The following is a 13,696-nucleotide window of genomic DNA, read 5'->3' as shown; positions in this document are numbered from 1 at the left end:
CTGCGACGACCGGATATGCCTAACTAAGAGATCGCGACGGCGACGATCAAGCCCAGCGCGATGTGCACCGCGGCGACGACGACGCTGGCCGGGGCGAACTTCTCCGCCTCGATCGTGTTGCGGACATCGAGCTTGGTGACCCATTCCAGGGTTCGCACGGCGAGCACCTGGGCGATGATGCCGACCAGGCCGTAGACCACTGACGTGATCAGGCCCGCGGTCAGGTCGCTGGCCGAGAAGAAGATCGCCACCACGATGATCAGGGCCATGCTGACCATGCCGGAGGCGGTCACGATGACCGCGTTGGGCCTGCCGGTGCGGACCAACTCGGACAGCTTGCCCGGCGTGGTCCAGTCGATCGCGTAGAAGCCGATCAGCATCAGGACGAGGCCGACGATGGCGTAGAGCGCGATGGCGCCGATGCCTTTGCCGAGGTCGGCGCCGAATCCAGCCGGAAGCGCATACTGCGCAACGCCGGATGCATTCGACAGTGCGGCGAGTTGACTGGTCACACGTCCTCCATGGGCTTGCATGTCTTGCTGTCGGAAATCATGACTGCGGAATCCGGTGGGGGACGAACGCCGCGCCGTCGTCGGTCACCAGGCCCGCGGTTTCACGGATGCCGAGCCCGGCCGAGTGGTCGCCCACGATCCACGCGCCGAGCGCGGGACGGTAGCCGTCGAACTCGGGCAGCGGGTCGAACGCCTGGTAGACGAAGCCTTCTCGGCCGTACACGCCGGTCGTCTGGGTCTCATAGCCTGGCGCCACGATCTGGATGTTGGCGCCCTCGCGGCCGAGTTTGGGCTTGCGCACGTACTCGGTCAGCAGCCCCGGGTCGTCAAGGAACGCCGGGAGCAGATTGGGGTGGCCCGGGTACATCTCCCAGAGCACCGCCAGGATGGCCTTGTTGGACAGGAGCATCTTCCAGAGCGGCTCGACCCACAGGGTGCCGGGCAGCGACTCGACGACGCGCTTGCCGAACTCCTCGTCGACGACCCATTCCCACGGGTAGAGCTTCATCACCGACTTCATCGACACGTCGGCGAGGTCGACGAACCGGCCGAGGTCGGAGTCCCAGCCGATCTCCTCGATCGCCAGGCCGATGGTGTCCAGGCCCGCCTCGGCGGCGGTCTCCTGCAGGTAGGCGGTGGTGATGTGGTCCTCACCGCTGGGGTCGGCCTGCGACCAGGTGAAGTGCACTTCCTTCGACGGGAGCTTGTCGGCGATCTCCGCCCACCGCTCGACCAGCTTCTCGTGGATGGAGTTCCACTGGTCGTCCTCGGGGAAGACGTCGGTCTTCCAGTACCACTGCACGACGGCGGCCTCGAGCAGCGAGGTCGGGGTGTCGGCGTTGTACTCGAGCAGTTTCGCCGGGCCCCGGCCGTCGTAGCGCAGGTCGAACCGGCCGTAGACGTGCGGGTCGTGCCGTTTCCACGACTCGGCGATGTGCGGCCACACCCACTCGGGCAGACCGAAGTCGCGGTACCGCTCGGTCAGGACGACGTGCTCGACGGCGTCCTGGCACATCGAGTGCAGCAGTTCGACGTCGGCTTCGACCGAAAGCACGTCGTCGAGTTCGAGGACGTAGTGCACGGACTCATCCCAGTACGGCCGGGCTCCGCCGACACCGTCGCGCGCGGGGGTGCCGAACACGAGCCCCTGCGAAGCGATCTTCTGCCGCCAGTCCGGCCGAGGCGTTGAGCGCTCACGACGCACTCAGCTGCCCCCGCTCTTGCCGCCGCCGCTGCCGCCGACCCCGAGGCCGCCGCGCGACACCGACTTGCCGGACGCGGTCCGGACCGGCGTGTTGCCCGACGGCGCCACGTAGGTGCCGCCGGTGACCTTCTGACCGGGCCTGCCGGTGCCGCCGTAGTTGTAGCGGTACGAGCTGCCGCCGATGAAGATGAAGCCGCCGCTGTGGTAGCCGCCGTGACTGCGCGCGTAGTCCTCGTCACACAGGTTCTCTTCGACGACCACGCCGTTGCTGTCGGTGCAGGTCGCGGTGACCGGATCGGGCGTCGCGGCGGCGTACATCACGGCCACGACGGCGACGACGCCGACGGTCACGCCTGTGCCGATGAGGATGCGTTTGCGCTTCTTGCGTTTGCGCTCGGCCTCGAGGTACTCGGCTTCGGCGGCCTCCCGCTCGCGGCGCCTGGCCACCTCGCGGGCGCGCTGGTCAGCGAGGGAAGGCGCGCGCGGCGCGGTCTTCCCCGGTTCCTGGTAGCTCACCGAGCCGCGCCTTGCCCCTACCGCCTCCGGTGGCTCCGGTGGCTCCGGTGGCTGGTAAGGCGGTGGCTGCTTTGGCGAGCCGTCGTCGGTCGGCTTGTCGTTGTCAGTCATGAACCACTCCCGGCGCGAACAGTACCGATCCGAACGCTGTGACGTCGCATGATTGTCCTGATCGCAACCTCACGTCCAGCTCGGATCGGTCCCCGGTGGCCGCGCCCCGGACCGGGACACGGCATCATGGAATAGATGTCTGGAAGCAGCGAATGGTTTCGACCAAATGACGCGACGGCGAAGACACGGCTGTTGATGGCCGGGGCCTTCGCCGGTGCGCTCATTTTGCTGTGCACGAGCATCGTCTTCTCGTGGCCGGTCGAGGCCGGTCGCAACGACCCGGTGGCCATCGCCCAGGAGGAGCGCCGCAAGGCGTTCGACTCCCCCGCGGGCAGTTGCCTGCAGTGGACGCCGCCGGAGGGCGCGGACATGCGCCGGGTCGACTGCGCCCAGGCCCACCTGTTCGAGGTCACCAGCAACGTCGACATCTCCGCCGAGTACCCGGAGAACGCCCCGCCGCCGGACACCGAGAAGTGGCAGGAGATCGCGGTCGCCAAGTGCACGCCGGGCGCGGTCACCTACCTCGGCGGCAACCTGGACCCGTTCGGCAAGTTCAGCGTGAACGCGCTCAAGCCGACCAACGAGCAGTGGGCCGAGGGAGACCGCAAGGTCCGCTGCGGCCTGCAGAGCGCGGCACCCTCCGGCGCGCTGCTCACGACGGTCGGGTCGGCGGCCCGCCAGGACCAGTCCAAGATCCACGAGCCGGGCACCTGTCTGGCCCTGGTCGGCCAGGAGATCGGCGACCCGGTCCCGTGCGACCAGGTGCACGCCTTCGAGATCGTCGGCAACGTCGACCTGGGGGCCGCGTTCCCCGCCGAGTACCCGGCCGTCGAGGCCCAGACCGAGCGGGCCAGCGACCTGTGCGCCGAGGTCACCACCGCGTACACGGGCGGCGCCGATCTCGCCAAGAAGGGCCTCACCCCGTACCCGGACACGCTGCGCCCGGAGAGCTGGGCGGCCGGGTCGCGCAAGGTCGACTGCCGGGTCGGCGCGAAGCTGCCCGACGGCAGCGGACTGGCGCCGGTCACCGGCAGTGTCCGGGCCGTGCCCGCCACGCCCCCACCCGCCACACAGCCGCCGCCCGGCGCGCCGACGCCCTCCGGCGGCTGAGCGGGTGGCCGTGGAGATGCCCCGGCAGCGGTTCGACGAGCTTGTCACCGACGCGCTGGACCTGATTCCCCCGGAGTTCGCGGCCGCGATGAACAACGTCGTGGTGCTGGTCGAGGACCGCGACGAGCACGACCCGACCCTGCTCGGCCTCTACCACGGCATCGCGCTGACCGAGCGCACGTCGATGTACGGCGGTGAGCTGCCCGACCGGATCTTCATCTACCGGGAGGCCATCCTCGACATCTGCGACTCCGAGGAGGACGTCGTGGAGGAGGTCGCCATCACGGTGGTGCACGAGATCGCCCACCACTTCGGCGTCGACGACGACCGCCTCCACGAACTGGGTTGGGGCTAGAACTAGTCCGCCTCCCCGGAATTCACAGTGGTCACCCTCCGTGATGCGTGCGACCGGCGGTGACCGTCGTCGGTTTTCGTCACGGTCCCTTGGACGGCGGTCTTGTCGGCCGGTCGCTAGAGCACCGACTCGATAACCTCGGCTGCCTTGGCTGCCCCTCCAGCCGCCCGGACCTCGTCGCGGACGGCCTTCACCCGCGCCGCGATGTCCGGGTCGGACGTCACGTGCAGCACCGCCTCGCGCAGCCGGTCGGCCGTGGCCTCCTCCATGGGCACGTGCGCGCCGAGGCCGAGTTCGGCGAGGCGGGCGCCGTTCATGAACTGGTCGACGGCCTGCGGGACCGCGACCATGGGCACCCCGAAGTACAGGCCCTCCATGGTCGAACCCATCCCCGCGTGCGTGACGAACGCGCTCGCCTTGGCCAGCACGCTGACCTGCGGGACCCATTGGACGACCTCGAAATTCGCCGGGACCTCGCCCAGCTCGGCCGGGTCGATGGACTTGCCCACCGACAGCAGCACGTGCCAGTCCAGCCCGGTGAACGCGCGCACGCACTCCCGGTAGAAGTCCAGGCGGTCGTTGTACGCCGAGCCGAGGCTGACCAGCAGCACCGGCCGCTCATCCGGCGCGGTCCACTCGCCGACCCGGGTGTCGACGCTCGGGCCGACGAAGGTGTAGTGGTCGGCGACCTTGTCGCCCTTGAGCTGCCATGTGCGCGCGATGGTGACCACGCACCGTTTCGGCAGGTAGATCACCTCGTCGCGGGTGAGGTCGACGCCTTGGGCGGCGGCGAACTCGTCAAACTCGGCGATCAGCGCCGCCATCTCCGGGGTGGGTTCGGCGTCGAGGTCGATGCCGAAGTCCTCCGCCATCCCGTCGTAGGCGACGAAGGTGGGTGAGAGCTGGATCGCCGGGATGTCCCATTTCGCGGCAAGGATGGGCGCGTGCCAGGCGCCGATGTCGTAGACGACCACGTCCGGGCGGTCACCCGCGTACGCGGCTTTGACCTGCGGGGTGACCGCGACCATCTCGTCGTGGAACATCCGCTGCGCGGAGGCCAGGTCGTCCGGCTCGTTGGCGAGCTTCTCGACCGCGGTCGAGAACGTCGACTTGTAGGCCACGACTTCGGCGCCCGCCGCGCGGACCTGTGCGGCGAACTCGTCGTTGATGGCGAAGGTGACCCGGTGGCCGCGGTCGACCATCTCGGCGACCAGGGCAAGGCTGGGATTGACGTGGCCGTGCGCGGGCACGGCCATAAAGGCCACATGTGGCATGGGAGAACTCCAGGATTCTGATGGGTGCGGATGGGCGGCACGAGCCGCGCGGGCTCGTGGCCGGTATCAGAGGTAGAAGACCTGGAACGCCATGCCGGGAAATGTACAAGCGGGTCTGGACCCGCGCATCCGAATTGAATCCGGACGCGCGGGTCTCAGCCCTTCACGCAGATGACCTGCTTGAGCTTGGCGACGACCTCAACCAGGTCGTCCTGGTTGCGGATCACTTCGTCCAAGTCCTTGTAGGCCGCCGGGATCTCGTCGACCACACCCGAGTCCTTGCGGCACTCGACGCCCTTGGTCTGTTCGATCAGGTCGTCACGCGTGTAGCGCTGCTTCGCCTTGTTTCGCGACATCCGACGACCGGCGCCGTGGGACGCCGACTCGAACGAGTCCGGGTTGCCGAGGCCGCGCACGATGTAGGACCCCGTCCCCATCGAGCCCGGGATGACCCCCAACTCGCCGCGGCCCGCCCGGATCGCGCCCTTGCGGGTGACCAGGACCTGCTCGCCGAAGTGCGTCTCCTCGGCGACGTAGTTGTGGTGCACCGAGATCGGCTCGTCGAACTTCACCTGCCAGAACTGCTTGCGCAGCACGTCGCAGACCAGGCGCAGCATGACCGCGCGGTTGCGCCGCGCGTACTCCTGCGCCCACGTCAGGTCGTGCCGGTAGGCCGCCATCTGCGGAGTGCCCGCGAGGAACACCGCCAGGTCCCGGTCGGGCAGGTCCTGGTTGTGCGCGAGCTTGCGGGCCACCTCGATGTGGTGCTGCGCCAGGATGTTCCCGATCCCCCGAGAACCCGAGTGCAGCATCACCCAGACCTGCTTGGCCTCGTCCAGGCAGATCTCGATGAAGTGGTTGCCGCCGCCGAGGGTGCCCATCTGCTGGTGGGCCTTGCCCTCGTTGCGCCGCACGACCGGGGTGAGGTCGTCGAACGCCTTCCAGAACGTGGGCCAGTCCGCCGCGTCGCGTCCGGTGAACGCCTCGGCCTTGTGCGCGGCGAACCCGACAGGCACGGCGGCCTCGATGTCGGAGCGCAGCTTGGCCAGGCCCGCGGGCAGGTCGTTCGCGGTGAGCGACGTGCGGACCGCGCTCATCCCGCAGCCGATGTCGACGCCGACCGCCGCGGGCGAGACGGCGTCGCGCATGGCGATGACCGAGCCGACCGTGGCGCCCTTTCCGTAGTGCACATCGGGCATGACCGCGACGTGCTTGAAGACCCACGGCAGCGCGGCGATGTTCTGCAGCTGCGCCATCGCCTGTCCCTCAACCGTTTCGGGCTGGGTCCACAGGCGAATGTCGACGTGCTTGCCGGGTATCGTGGTCGCTGACATGGGGAAAGCCTAAGCGTGCCTTGGGTTTTCGCCGAACGAATTACTTCAGCGCAGCAGATGCGCGCGGCGCAGGATGGCTTTCGACGGGCCGCCGACCATGCCGACGTCGGTCAGGAATTCCATCACCTTCTCCGCCATCCACCGCCGCGTCTCGTGGAAGTTCGGGTTGGCCAGCGCGGCGGCCCGACCTTCCCTGGGGTCGATCCCCACCGACAGGTAGACCCGCGGATTGATCAGCGAATCGATCACGGCGAAGGCCACCACGGCGGTCGCGAGCCGGTGGAACTCCAACTGCGCCCTGCTCAGGTTCGGCACCGAGCGGATGACCTCCTCGCGGGCGAACCGAACATGCCGGGCCTCCTCCACGACGTGGATTCGGTTGACCATGCGGATGAGCGGCTGCATCTCCGGGTTGTCCATTGTGGACCGTTGCAGCCGGTCGGTGGTCTCCTCGGCGACGAGCACCGCGGCGAACATCGACGGACCGCCCGCGATCGTCTTGTAGATCCGGCCGAGTTCGTGGATGGCCCGGCCGGGCCCGTAGACCGGGGCGCCGAACCGGGCGATCGCCTTGGCGAACATGATCGAGTGCCGGGTCTCGTCGCCGATCTCGGTCAGCGCGTACTGCGCGTGGGGGCTGGTGGGGTCCAGGTCGTAGGCGTAGCGCACGAGCAGCTGGATCAGGATGATCTCGAACCACAGCCCGACGCCCGCGATGCTGGCGATCTCGTGCTTCGACAGCTCGATCCGCTGCTCCTCGCTGAGCCCGCGCCACAGGTCGGTGCCGTAGAGGGAGACCCGCTCGAACGGCATGTAGGCCTTGCCCACGGCCAGCGGCGCGGCCCAGTCGATGTCGAGGTGCGGGTCGTAGCTGTTGCGGACGGATGCTTCGAGCAGCCGGGCTCCGACCTGGTCGGAGTCCTTGGGTTCGAGAGCACGAGCCATCGGTTTCCACCTCTCACGGCCGCGTCGCCGTTATCTGTTACGACTGGTAACAGTTACTTCTTCAGGCTGGCGCGGCCGCGCGCGGATGTCAAGACCCACTCGTCCGAGTGACGCGCGGTTGCGTCGTCGGCGCACCGCGCCGACGCTTCTTGGCATGCGAGCCACAGTTCTCGCCTTGGCCATGCTGGTGCTGTGGTCCGCGCCCGCGGCAGCCGAGGACGACACCGACGAGCAGTACCTGGCCGTCGCGATGCCCGCCGCCCGCTCGGTCGCCGCGGAATTCGCGATCCCGGCATCCGTGACTGCCGCGCAGTCCATTCTCGAATCGGCGTGGGGCCGCAGCCCGCTCGCGACGGGTTCCGGCAATTACTTCGGCTACAAATGCAAGGCCCCGGGCGACCCGGGCCCGATCGCGGTCGGCTGCGTCGAGCATCCGACCACCGAGTGCACGCCCGACTGTCACCCCACGGTCGGCGAATTCCGGGTCTACGCGTCGATGACCGACTCGTTCCGCGACTACGGCAGGCACCTCACGACCAGCCCGTACTACGCCGCCGCGCTCCCGCTCGCCGCGGATCCCGACGCGTTCATCACCGAGGTGGCCAAGCGATACGCCACCGACCCCAGCTACGCCGAAAAGGTCATCCGGCTGATGCGCAAGCATGATCTCTACCGCCTGGATGCCCCCCAGTGACCGCTTGAGAGCGCTCCGCTACCGAATCACGAAAATCCGCCCAATCGGTCAGAAAGAACCACCCGGCATGTATTTCGCGTGTCCTGCCCGGCTCTCTTAGGGGTGAGAGTCACTGGCGCAGGAGGACGCGATGTTGTGCACGGTGGAGCTTGACGACGAACTCGCGGAACTCGAAGCATCACTTCGGGCCGTGCGAACCAGACCGCGCTTCTCGGGGCCGGTCGACCGCCAGAACGTCGAAGAGGCCGTGGCGGCCGCCATCGCGGGCGACGGAGGTGCGACCGACGCGCTGCTGCTGTTCCTGCGGCCGCTCATCGTCCGCTACTGCCGGGTGAAGCTCGGCCGCATGCCACGCTCCTTCAGCAGCCCGGACGACGTGGCCCAGGAGGTGTGTGTGGCCGTCTTCCGAGCCCTGCCGGGCTACCAGCAACTGGGCCGCCCGTTCCTGTCCTTCGTCTACGGCATCGCCGCGCACAAGATCGCCGACGTCCACCGCGCCAACACCCGGGACAAGTCCGACCCGACCGCGGAGAACCCGGACGTCATGAGCCTTGACGACGGGCCGGAGCAGATCACCCTGCGCCACGAGCTGACCGAGCACACCGGCGCCCTGCTGCGCACCCTCACCCAGCGCCAGCGCGACATCCTGATCATGCGGATCGTGATGGGCATGTCCGCCCAGGAGACCGCCGACACGATGGGCACCACCGCCGAAGCCATCCGCGTCGCGCAGCATCGGGCGCTCAACCGCCTGCGCAAGACGCTCGCCGTCGCCTAGCGAATCGATTCACCGCACCGGCCGACTCAGCGGGTGGAGTCGCCCGGGACCCGGCGCAGGCCGCAATGGGCGCCGTCGCCCACCGGGAAGCGGTGTTCGTTCCGGTCGATCTTGGCGTTGGCGGCCTCGATCAGGTCGACGCCGAGGGTGTCGGCCAGGCGGACCAGGTAGAGCAGGACGTCGGCGAGTTCGTCGGAGATCTGGGGACGCAGCGCGGGGTCGGCGCCCGCCGCCGCGGCCTGCTCCGGGGTGAGCCACTGGAACAACTCGGTGAGTTCACCGACTTCGCCGGTCAGGGCCATGACCAGGTTCTTCGGCGTGTGGAACGGCTCCCACTCGCGGGCGGTGATGAACGCGCGCTGCCGCTCGGCGAGTTCCTCGAGAGTCACTAATCCCCCTTCTTCTTCGACCGCAGCAGGATCTTCTCGGTCTTCGCCACCATGGTGCCCGCCGCCGGGACCTGTTCGACTACCACCCAGTTGCGGTCCGACACCAGCAGCCTGCCCTGGCCGGTCGCGTCCTCCTCGGTGAGGTAGTAGAAGCCCGCCGCCTGCAGCGCGTCCTGGGCGGACTGGTGGTTCATGCCCACGACGGCGGGCAGCGCGGCCACGTCCGCGGGGGCCGGAGCGGGCGACGTGCCGGGGACAGGTGACTTGCCGGGGACGGGTGACTGGCTGGGGACGGCGGACGGGTCCGCGCTCACCGCGGGCAGCGGCTCCGGGGCCGAAGTCGTGCCGCACGCGGACAGCGCGGCGAGAAGGATCGCGATCACGGCAACGCGCATGACGTCTCCTGGGTCGGGGACGGTGATCTTCCAGTCTTGCAGTGATCACCAGCCCGCCGCGCGGTGACGCGCGCCCGGATCGTCTCCTTCCACCGCCCCGATATCCCCCTGACCTGCGACGAGTCGCGGCTGCGCCCGCGTCGGGTTACTTTCGGAATTTCCGGGCGGGCGGGCGCACGTGCGGACGTTCGGCGCAATCGCCGGGGAGGGACAACGCCCGTTCGGAGGTAGTAACCGCGCGTGAGCCCTCAGTAGCGTCCTCGGCATGGTGGGAACCAGCTCGGCACGATTACCCGTCGTGCCGATGGGGGGCGACGGAGTGAAGGACAGGCGACTGCGCTGGTTGCTGGGTTCCAGTGCGCTGTCCAACCTCGGCGACGGCATCGGCAAGGTGGCTTTTCCCCTGCTCGCGGCCAGTATCACCCGGGATCCGATCTTGATCGCCGGTCTCTCGGCGACGGCTTTTCTCCCCTGGCTGCTGTTCGCCACGGTCAGTGGAGCGCTGGTCGACCGGGTGGACCGCCGCCGGGCGATGCTGATCGCGAACCTCTCCAGAGCGGCGATCGTCGGCGGTCTGGGGTTGCTCGTCCTGGCCGACGCGACCACAATTTGGCTACTCTACGTAATGGCGCTCCTGCTTGGCGCCGTTGAGACCGTGGCCGACAACGCGGCGCAAGCGCTTGTCCCGGCGGTCGTGCCGCGCGATCAACTCGAGTCGGCGAACGGGAAGCTGCAGTCGGTCGAGATCGTCGGCCAGACCTTCCTCGGCGGCCCACTCGGCAGCCTCACCTTCGCCGTGTTCGCCGCCATGCCGTTCCTGCTGAACTCGGCGGGCTTCGCGATCGCGGCGGTCCTGCTCATCGGCATCAACGGCCGCTTCCGACCGGTGGCCACCGGCCCGACCCAGTCGCTGCGCGTGCAACTCGGCGAGGGCGTGCGCTGGCTGCGCGGCAACGCCCTGATGGTGCGGCTCGCCGTGTGCGCCGCGACCATGGCGCTCGCGACCGAGCTGGCGCAGGCCCTGCTGGTGCTCTACGCGCTGCAGGACATCCACCTCAGCGAGGCGACGTTCGGCGTGTTCGCGCTGGTCGGCGGCGCGGGCGGGATCATCGGCGCGTTCGTCGCGCCCCGGTTGACCCGGGCGCTGTCGCGGCGGACGGTGCTCGTCGGGTCGATCGTGGGCTGCGGGCTGGCGTTCACCGCGATGTCGGTGTCGAAGGACCCGGTGACGGCAAGCCTGCTGTTCGGCGGCTTCGCCGCGGCCGTCGTGGTGGTGAACGTGATCCTGGGGTCGCTGCGGCACGCGCTGGTCCCCGACCACCTTTTCGGCCGGGTCCTCGGCGTCTGGCGGACCGCGGTGTGGGGGGCGATCCCGGTCGGCGCGCTGCTCGGCGGCCTGCTCGCGACCTGGCTCGGCACCCGGGCCGTGTTCGCGATCTCCGGCCTGCTGCAACTCGCCCTCGCCGTGGCGGTGTGGTTCGCCCTCGCGGGACACCGCGGCGAGGTCGACAGCATGTCGGCGGCGGGCGCCCCGTAGGTCGCCCGCCGGACCGACTACTTGCTGGCCACCTTGCGGTACTTCGCGACCGCGATCGGCGCGAAGATCGCCAGGATGGCCAAGCAGGACACGATCGACCACAGGACGGAGTGCTGCGCGGGCCAGGAGTCCGACGTCGCCTGCAGGATGCCGGGACGCGGGTTGCCGAACAGGTCGCGGACCGCGTCGGCCACCGCGGTGACCGGGTTCCAGTTGGCGATGACCTTGAGCGGGCCGGGCATCGCGTTCGCGGAGACGAACGCCGACGACACGAACGTCAGCGGGAACATCCAGATGAAGCCCGCGCTCTGCGCGACCTGGACATTGCCCGACGCCATGCCGACGAACGCGCCGACCCAGGACATCGCGAACGAGAACAGCAGCAGGATCGCGTACGCGAGGACCGCGTCGAGGAAGCTGCCCCGGATCCGCCAGCCCACGAGCAGGCCGCAGATCGACATCACCAGCAGTCCCAGAGCGCTGACCGCGAGGTCCGCGGTGGTGCGCCCGAACAGCACGGCCCCGCGCGACATCGGCAGCGACCGGAACCGGTCGATGACGCCCTTCTCCAGGTCGGCGGCCATGCCGAGGGTGGTGTAGGCCGAGTTGAACGCGACCGTCTGGGCGAAGATGCCGCCCATCAGGAACTCGCGGTAGGCGTCCGGGTTGTCGCCGATGCTGCCGCCGAACACGAAGGCGAACAGCAGCACGAACATGATCGGCTGGACGGTGGCGCCCAACAGCAGGTCCGGCTGGCGCCGCACGTTCATCAGGTTGCGCCAGGTCACGACACTGCTGTCGCGGGCGCCCGCGGTGATGACACTCATCAGGAGGCCCCCTTCTTGCTCTTGCGGCCCTTGGGCTCGGGTTCCACTGCCTCTTCGGCGGCGTGGCCGGTCAGCGAGAGGAAAACGTCGTCGAGCGTCGGGCGGTGCAGCGCGACGTCGAGGATCGAGATGCCCTCCTGGTCGAGCCTGCGCAGGGCTTCGACCAGCGCTTTCGGCCCAGTGTCGACCTTGACCGACACGCGGCGCTGGTGGTCGTCGACCGTGGGTTCGCCCGAGCCGAGGCTGAACAGGATCTGACGGGCCTTCTCGACCTCGCCCGCCTCACCGACCACGACCTCGATGCGCTCGCCGCCGACGCCGTTCTTGAGCTGGTCGGGCGTGCCGCCCGCGATGACCTTGCCGTGGTCGATCACCAGGATGTTGTCGGCCAGTTGGTCGGCCTCTTCGAGGTACTGGGTGGTGAGCAGAACGGTCGCGCCGTCGGCGACGAGTTCGCCGATGACCTCCCAGGTGTCCAGCCTGCCGCGCGGGTCGAGCCCGGTGGTCGGCTCGTCGAGCACGACGACGGTGGGCTCGGCGACCAGCGCGCCCGCGAGGTCGAGCCTGCGCCGCATACCGCCGGAGTACGTCTTGGCCGGGCGCTCGGCGGCGTCCTTGAGCCGGAAGCGGTCGAGCAGCGCCCGGGCCCGGGCGCCGGAATCGGACCGCGACATGCCGTAGAGCCTGCCGACCATGTAGAGGTTCTCGTAGCCGGTGAGGTTCTCGTCCACGGCCGCGTACTGGCCGGAGAGCCCGATGCTGCGCCGCACCGCGGCCGGGTCGGCGAGCACGTCGTGGCCCGCGACGAACGCCCGGCCGGAGTCGGGTTTGAGCAGAGTCGTGAGGATCCGGACAGTGGTGGTCTTGCCTGCGCCGTTGGGACCGAGCAGACCGAGCACGGTTCCGGAGCGGATCTCCAGGTCGACACCGTCGAGGGCGCGGGTGGACCCGTAGGTCTTCACCAGCGCCTCGGCGTGCACCGCGACCTGGGACGCGGAGGGGGGCATGAGCGAGTCTCCCGTGCGTTTGGTCGAAGAATGAATCACTCGCGAGGCTAGACCGACCCGCCGACAATTCCCTCCGAATTTCGCACAGAGCTGGATTCGGGCTAGATGTCGACCCCAGTCCACTCGACACAGTGCCAGCCCGATTCGCGAGGTTCGAGCAGAACGTGTCCGGTATTGGGGATAAGGCCCGCATTGGCGAGCTGGGGTCCGACGTTGTCGGCGAGGTACTCGGCGATCAGCCGGATGACGCCACCGTGCGTGGCCACCACGACCACGCCGTCGGAGTGCTCTTCGCGGACCGTCATGACGGCCTTGAGGAACCGGTCGTGGATCTCCTGCCCGGTCTCGCCGCCGGGCATGGCCGCGGCCAGATCGCCCGCGGTCCAGCGCAGGAAGATCTCGCCGAAGCGGCGGATCGAGTCCGGGTCGGAGAGGCCCTCGAGGTCGCCGACCTGGACCTCGTGCACGCCTTCGAGCACGTCGACCGACAGGCCGTGGAACTTCGCGACCGGCTCGGCGGTCTCCTGCGCGCGGATCGCGGTGCTCGCGTAGACGGCGACGACCGGGTGGTCGGCGAGCCGGTCGGCCAGGGCCTCGGCCTGCCTGCGGCCGAGTTCGGTGAGCGGTGGGCCGGGTGGGCGGGAGTCGAGCACGTGCCGGACGTTGGACGGCGTCTCGCCGTGTCTGACCAACATGAGCCGCAGACCG

General features: G+C 69.1%; 16 protein-coding genes. 5 read left to right on the top strand and 11 right to left on the bottom strand.

Annotated elements, in window-relative coordinates; translation table 11 throughout:
- Positions 1-23 precede the first annotated feature (23 nt).
- Genes GPZ80_RS06505 through GPZ80_RS06495 form a run of 3 tightly spaced genes read right to left on the bottom strand, consistent with a single transcriptional unit; the run spans position 24 to position 2,343 of the window.
- Positions 24-512: a DUF350 domain-containing protein gene (locus tag GPZ80_RS06505; protein ID WP_312880160.1), complete on the bottom strand. Its 489-nt coding sequence runs from the start codon at positions 510-512 to the stop codon at positions 24-26.
- Between the two features lie 37 nt (positions 513-549).
- Entirely contained in the window at positions 550-1,716 is a 1,167-nt protein-coding gene (locus tag GPZ80_RS06500) for a glutathionylspermidine synthase family protein (protein WP_187219118.1), read from the bottom strand.
- Positions 1,717-2,343: a hypothetical protein gene (locus GPZ80_RS06495; protein WP_222718973.1), complete on the bottom strand. Its 627-nt coding sequence runs from the start codon at positions 2,341-2,343 to the stop codon at positions 1,717-1,719.
- Between the two features lie 135 nt (positions 2,344-2,478).
- On the opposite strand from GPZ80_RS06495, the gene GPZ80_RS06490 reads away from it, so the two are divergent.
- Positions 2,479-3,453, top strand: a complete 975-nt coding sequence (locus GPZ80_RS06490; protein ID WP_187219116.1) for a septum formation family protein — start codon at positions 2,479-2,481, stop codon at positions 3,451-3,453.
- A gap of 4 nt (positions 3,454-3,457) precedes the next feature.
- Entirely contained in the window at positions 3,458-3,808 is a 351-nt protein-coding gene (locus tag GPZ80_RS06485; protein ID WP_091384298.1) for a metallopeptidase family protein, read from the top strand.
- Between the two features lie 116 nt (positions 3,809-3,924).
- Here the strand turns inward: GPZ80_RS06485 and GPZ80_RS06480 are convergent, their stop codons facing one another.
- The 3 genes from GPZ80_RS06480 to GPZ80_RS06470 all read right to left on the bottom strand — a co-directional run bounded on the left by GPZ80_RS06480 (position 3,925) and on the right by GPZ80_RS06470 (position 7,361).
- A complete protein-coding gene (locus GPZ80_RS06480; protein ID WP_187219114.1) occupies positions 3,925-5,082 on the bottom strand; it encodes a macrolide family glycosyltransferase in 1,158 nt (385 codons plus the stop codon).
- 155 nt (positions 5,083-5,237) lie between these two features.
- Complete coding sequence (locus tag GPZ80_RS06475; protein ID WP_187219112.1) at positions 5,238-6,416, bottom strand: RtcB family protein; 1,179 nt, start codon at positions 6,414-6,416, stop codon at positions 5,238-5,240.
- Between the two features lie 45 nt (positions 6,417-6,461).
- The gene (locus GPZ80_RS06470; protein WP_187219110.1) at positions 6,462-7,361 is read right to left on the bottom strand and encodes an AurF N-oxygenase family protein; all 900 of its coding nucleotides are present in this window, start codon (positions 7,359-7,361) and stop codon (positions 6,462-6,464) included.
- A gap of 154 nt (positions 7,362-7,515) precedes the next feature.
- Here GPZ80_RS06470 and GPZ80_RS06465 point away from each other — a divergent pair, with 154 nt between their 5' ends.
- Together GPZ80_RS06465 and shbA are read left to right on the top strand one after the other, a co-directional pair.
- Positions 7,516-8,055, top strand: a complete 540-nt coding sequence (locus GPZ80_RS06465) for a glucosaminidase domain-containing protein (RefSeq protein ID WP_187219108.1) — start codon at positions 7,516-7,518, stop codon at positions 8,053-8,055.
- Between the two features lie 130 nt (positions 8,056-8,185).
- Complete coding sequence (gene shbA / locus GPZ80_RS06460; protein ID WP_187219106.1) at positions 8,186-8,833, top strand: RNA polymerase sigma factor ShbA; 648 nt, start codon at positions 8,186-8,188, stop codon at positions 8,831-8,833.
- A gap of 26 nt (positions 8,834-8,859) precedes the next feature.
- On the opposite strand, the gene GPZ80_RS06455 is transcribed toward shbA, so the two are convergent.
- A complete protein-coding gene (locus GPZ80_RS06455; protein ID WP_187219105.1) occupies positions 8,860-9,222 on the bottom strand; it encodes a nucleotide pyrophosphohydrolase in 363 nt (120 codons plus the stop codon).
- A complete protein-coding gene (locus tag GPZ80_RS06450) occupies positions 9,222-9,617 on the bottom strand; it encodes a PASTA domain-containing protein (RefSeq protein WP_187219103.1) in 396 nt (131 codons plus the stop codon). Before GPZ80_RS06450 ends, GPZ80_RS06455 begins: the two co-directional genes overlap by 1 nt.
- Positions 9,618-9,921: 304 nt before the next feature.
- On the opposite strand from GPZ80_RS06450, the gene GPZ80_RS06445 reads away from it, so the two are divergent.
- Complete coding sequence (locus GPZ80_RS06445; protein WP_187219753.1) at positions 9,922-11,154, top strand: MFS transporter; 1,233 nt, start codon at positions 9,922-9,924, stop codon at positions 11,152-11,154.
- Between the two features lie 17 nt (positions 11,155-11,171).
- Here GPZ80_RS06445 and GPZ80_RS06440 read toward each other — a convergent pair whose 3' ends face one another.
- The 3 genes from GPZ80_RS06440 to GPZ80_RS06430 all read right to left on the bottom strand — a co-directional run bounded on the left by GPZ80_RS06440 (position 11,172) and on the right by GPZ80_RS06430 (position 13,692).
- Positions 11,172-11,981, bottom strand: coding sequence for an ABC transporter permease (locus GPZ80_RS06440; protein WP_187219101.1), 810 nt, complete (start codon positions 11,979-11,981; stop codon positions 11,172-11,174).
- Complete coding sequence (locus tag GPZ80_RS06435) at positions 11,981-12,988, bottom strand: ATP-binding cassette domain-containing protein (protein ID WP_187219099.1); 1,008 nt, start codon at positions 12,986-12,988, stop codon at positions 11,981-11,983. The genes GPZ80_RS06440 and GPZ80_RS06435 overlap by 1 nt, the downstream gene beginning before the upstream one ends.
- A 101-nt stretch (positions 12,989-13,089) precedes the next feature.
- Complete coding sequence (locus GPZ80_RS06430; protein ID WP_187219752.1) at positions 13,090-13,692, bottom strand: histidine phosphatase family protein; 603 nt, start codon at positions 13,690-13,692, stop codon at positions 13,090-13,092.
- Positions 13,693-13,696 lie beyond the last annotated feature (4 nt).

It is taken from the genome of Actinokineospora xionganensis (genome assembly GCF_014323725.1).
Taxonomy (GTDB): Bacteria; Actinomycetota; Actinomycetes; order Mycobacteriales; family Pseudonocardiaceae; genus Actinokineospora; species Actinokineospora xionganensis.
The sequence above is the reverse complement of the archived record's forward strand: the minus strand, read 5'-3'. Positions and strand labels throughout refer to the sequence as shown.

What these genes read in the sequence shown, in the direction of transcription:
- GPZ80_RS06495 (WP_222718973.1), bottom strand. Translation starts at nt 2,343, where the DNA reads ATGACTGACAACGACAAGCCGACCGACGACGGCTCGCCAAAGCAGCCA.
- GPZ80_RS06490 (WP_187219116.1), top strand. Translation starts at nt 2,479, where the DNA reads ATGTCTGGAAGCAGCGAATGGTTTCGACCAAATGACGCGACGGCGAAG.
- GPZ80_RS06480 (WP_187219114.1), bottom strand. Translation starts at nt 5,082, where the DNA reads ATGCCACATGTGGCCTTTATGGCCGTGCCCGCGCACGGCCACGTCAAT.
- GPZ80_RS06475 (WP_187219112.1), bottom strand. Translation starts at nt 6,416, where the DNA reads ATGTCAGCGACCACGATACCCGGCAAGCACGTCGACATTCGCCTGTGG.
- GPZ80_RS06470 (WP_187219110.1), bottom strand. Translation starts at nt 7,361, where the DNA reads ATGGCTCGTGCTCTCGAACCCAAGGACTCCGACCAGGTCGGAGCCCGG.
- GPZ80_RS06465 (WP_187219108.1), top strand. Translation starts at nt 7,516, where the DNA reads ATGCGAGCCACAGTTCTCGCCTTGGCCATGCTGGTGCTGTGGTCCGCG.
- shbA (WP_187219106.1), top strand. Translation starts at nt 8,186, where the DNA reads ATGTTGTGCACGGTGGAGCTTGACGACGAACTCGCGGAACTCGAAGCA.
- GPZ80_RS06450 (WP_187219103.1), bottom strand. Translation starts at nt 9,617, where the DNA reads ATGCGCGTTGCCGTGATCGCGATCCTTCTCGCCGCGCTGTCCGCGTGC.
- GPZ80_RS06445 (WP_187219753.1), top strand. Translation starts at nt 9,922, where the DNA reads ATGGGGGGCGACGGAGTGAAGGACAGGCGACTGCGCTGGTTGCTGGGT.
- GPZ80_RS06440 (WP_187219101.1), bottom strand. Translation starts at nt 11,981, where the DNA reads ATGAGTGTCATCACCGCGGGCGCCCGCGACAGCAGTGTCGTGACCTGG.
- GPZ80_RS06435 (WP_187219099.1), bottom strand. Translation starts at nt 12,988, where the DNA reads ATGCCCCCCTCCGCGTCCCAGGTCGCGGTGCACGCCGAGGCGCTGGTG.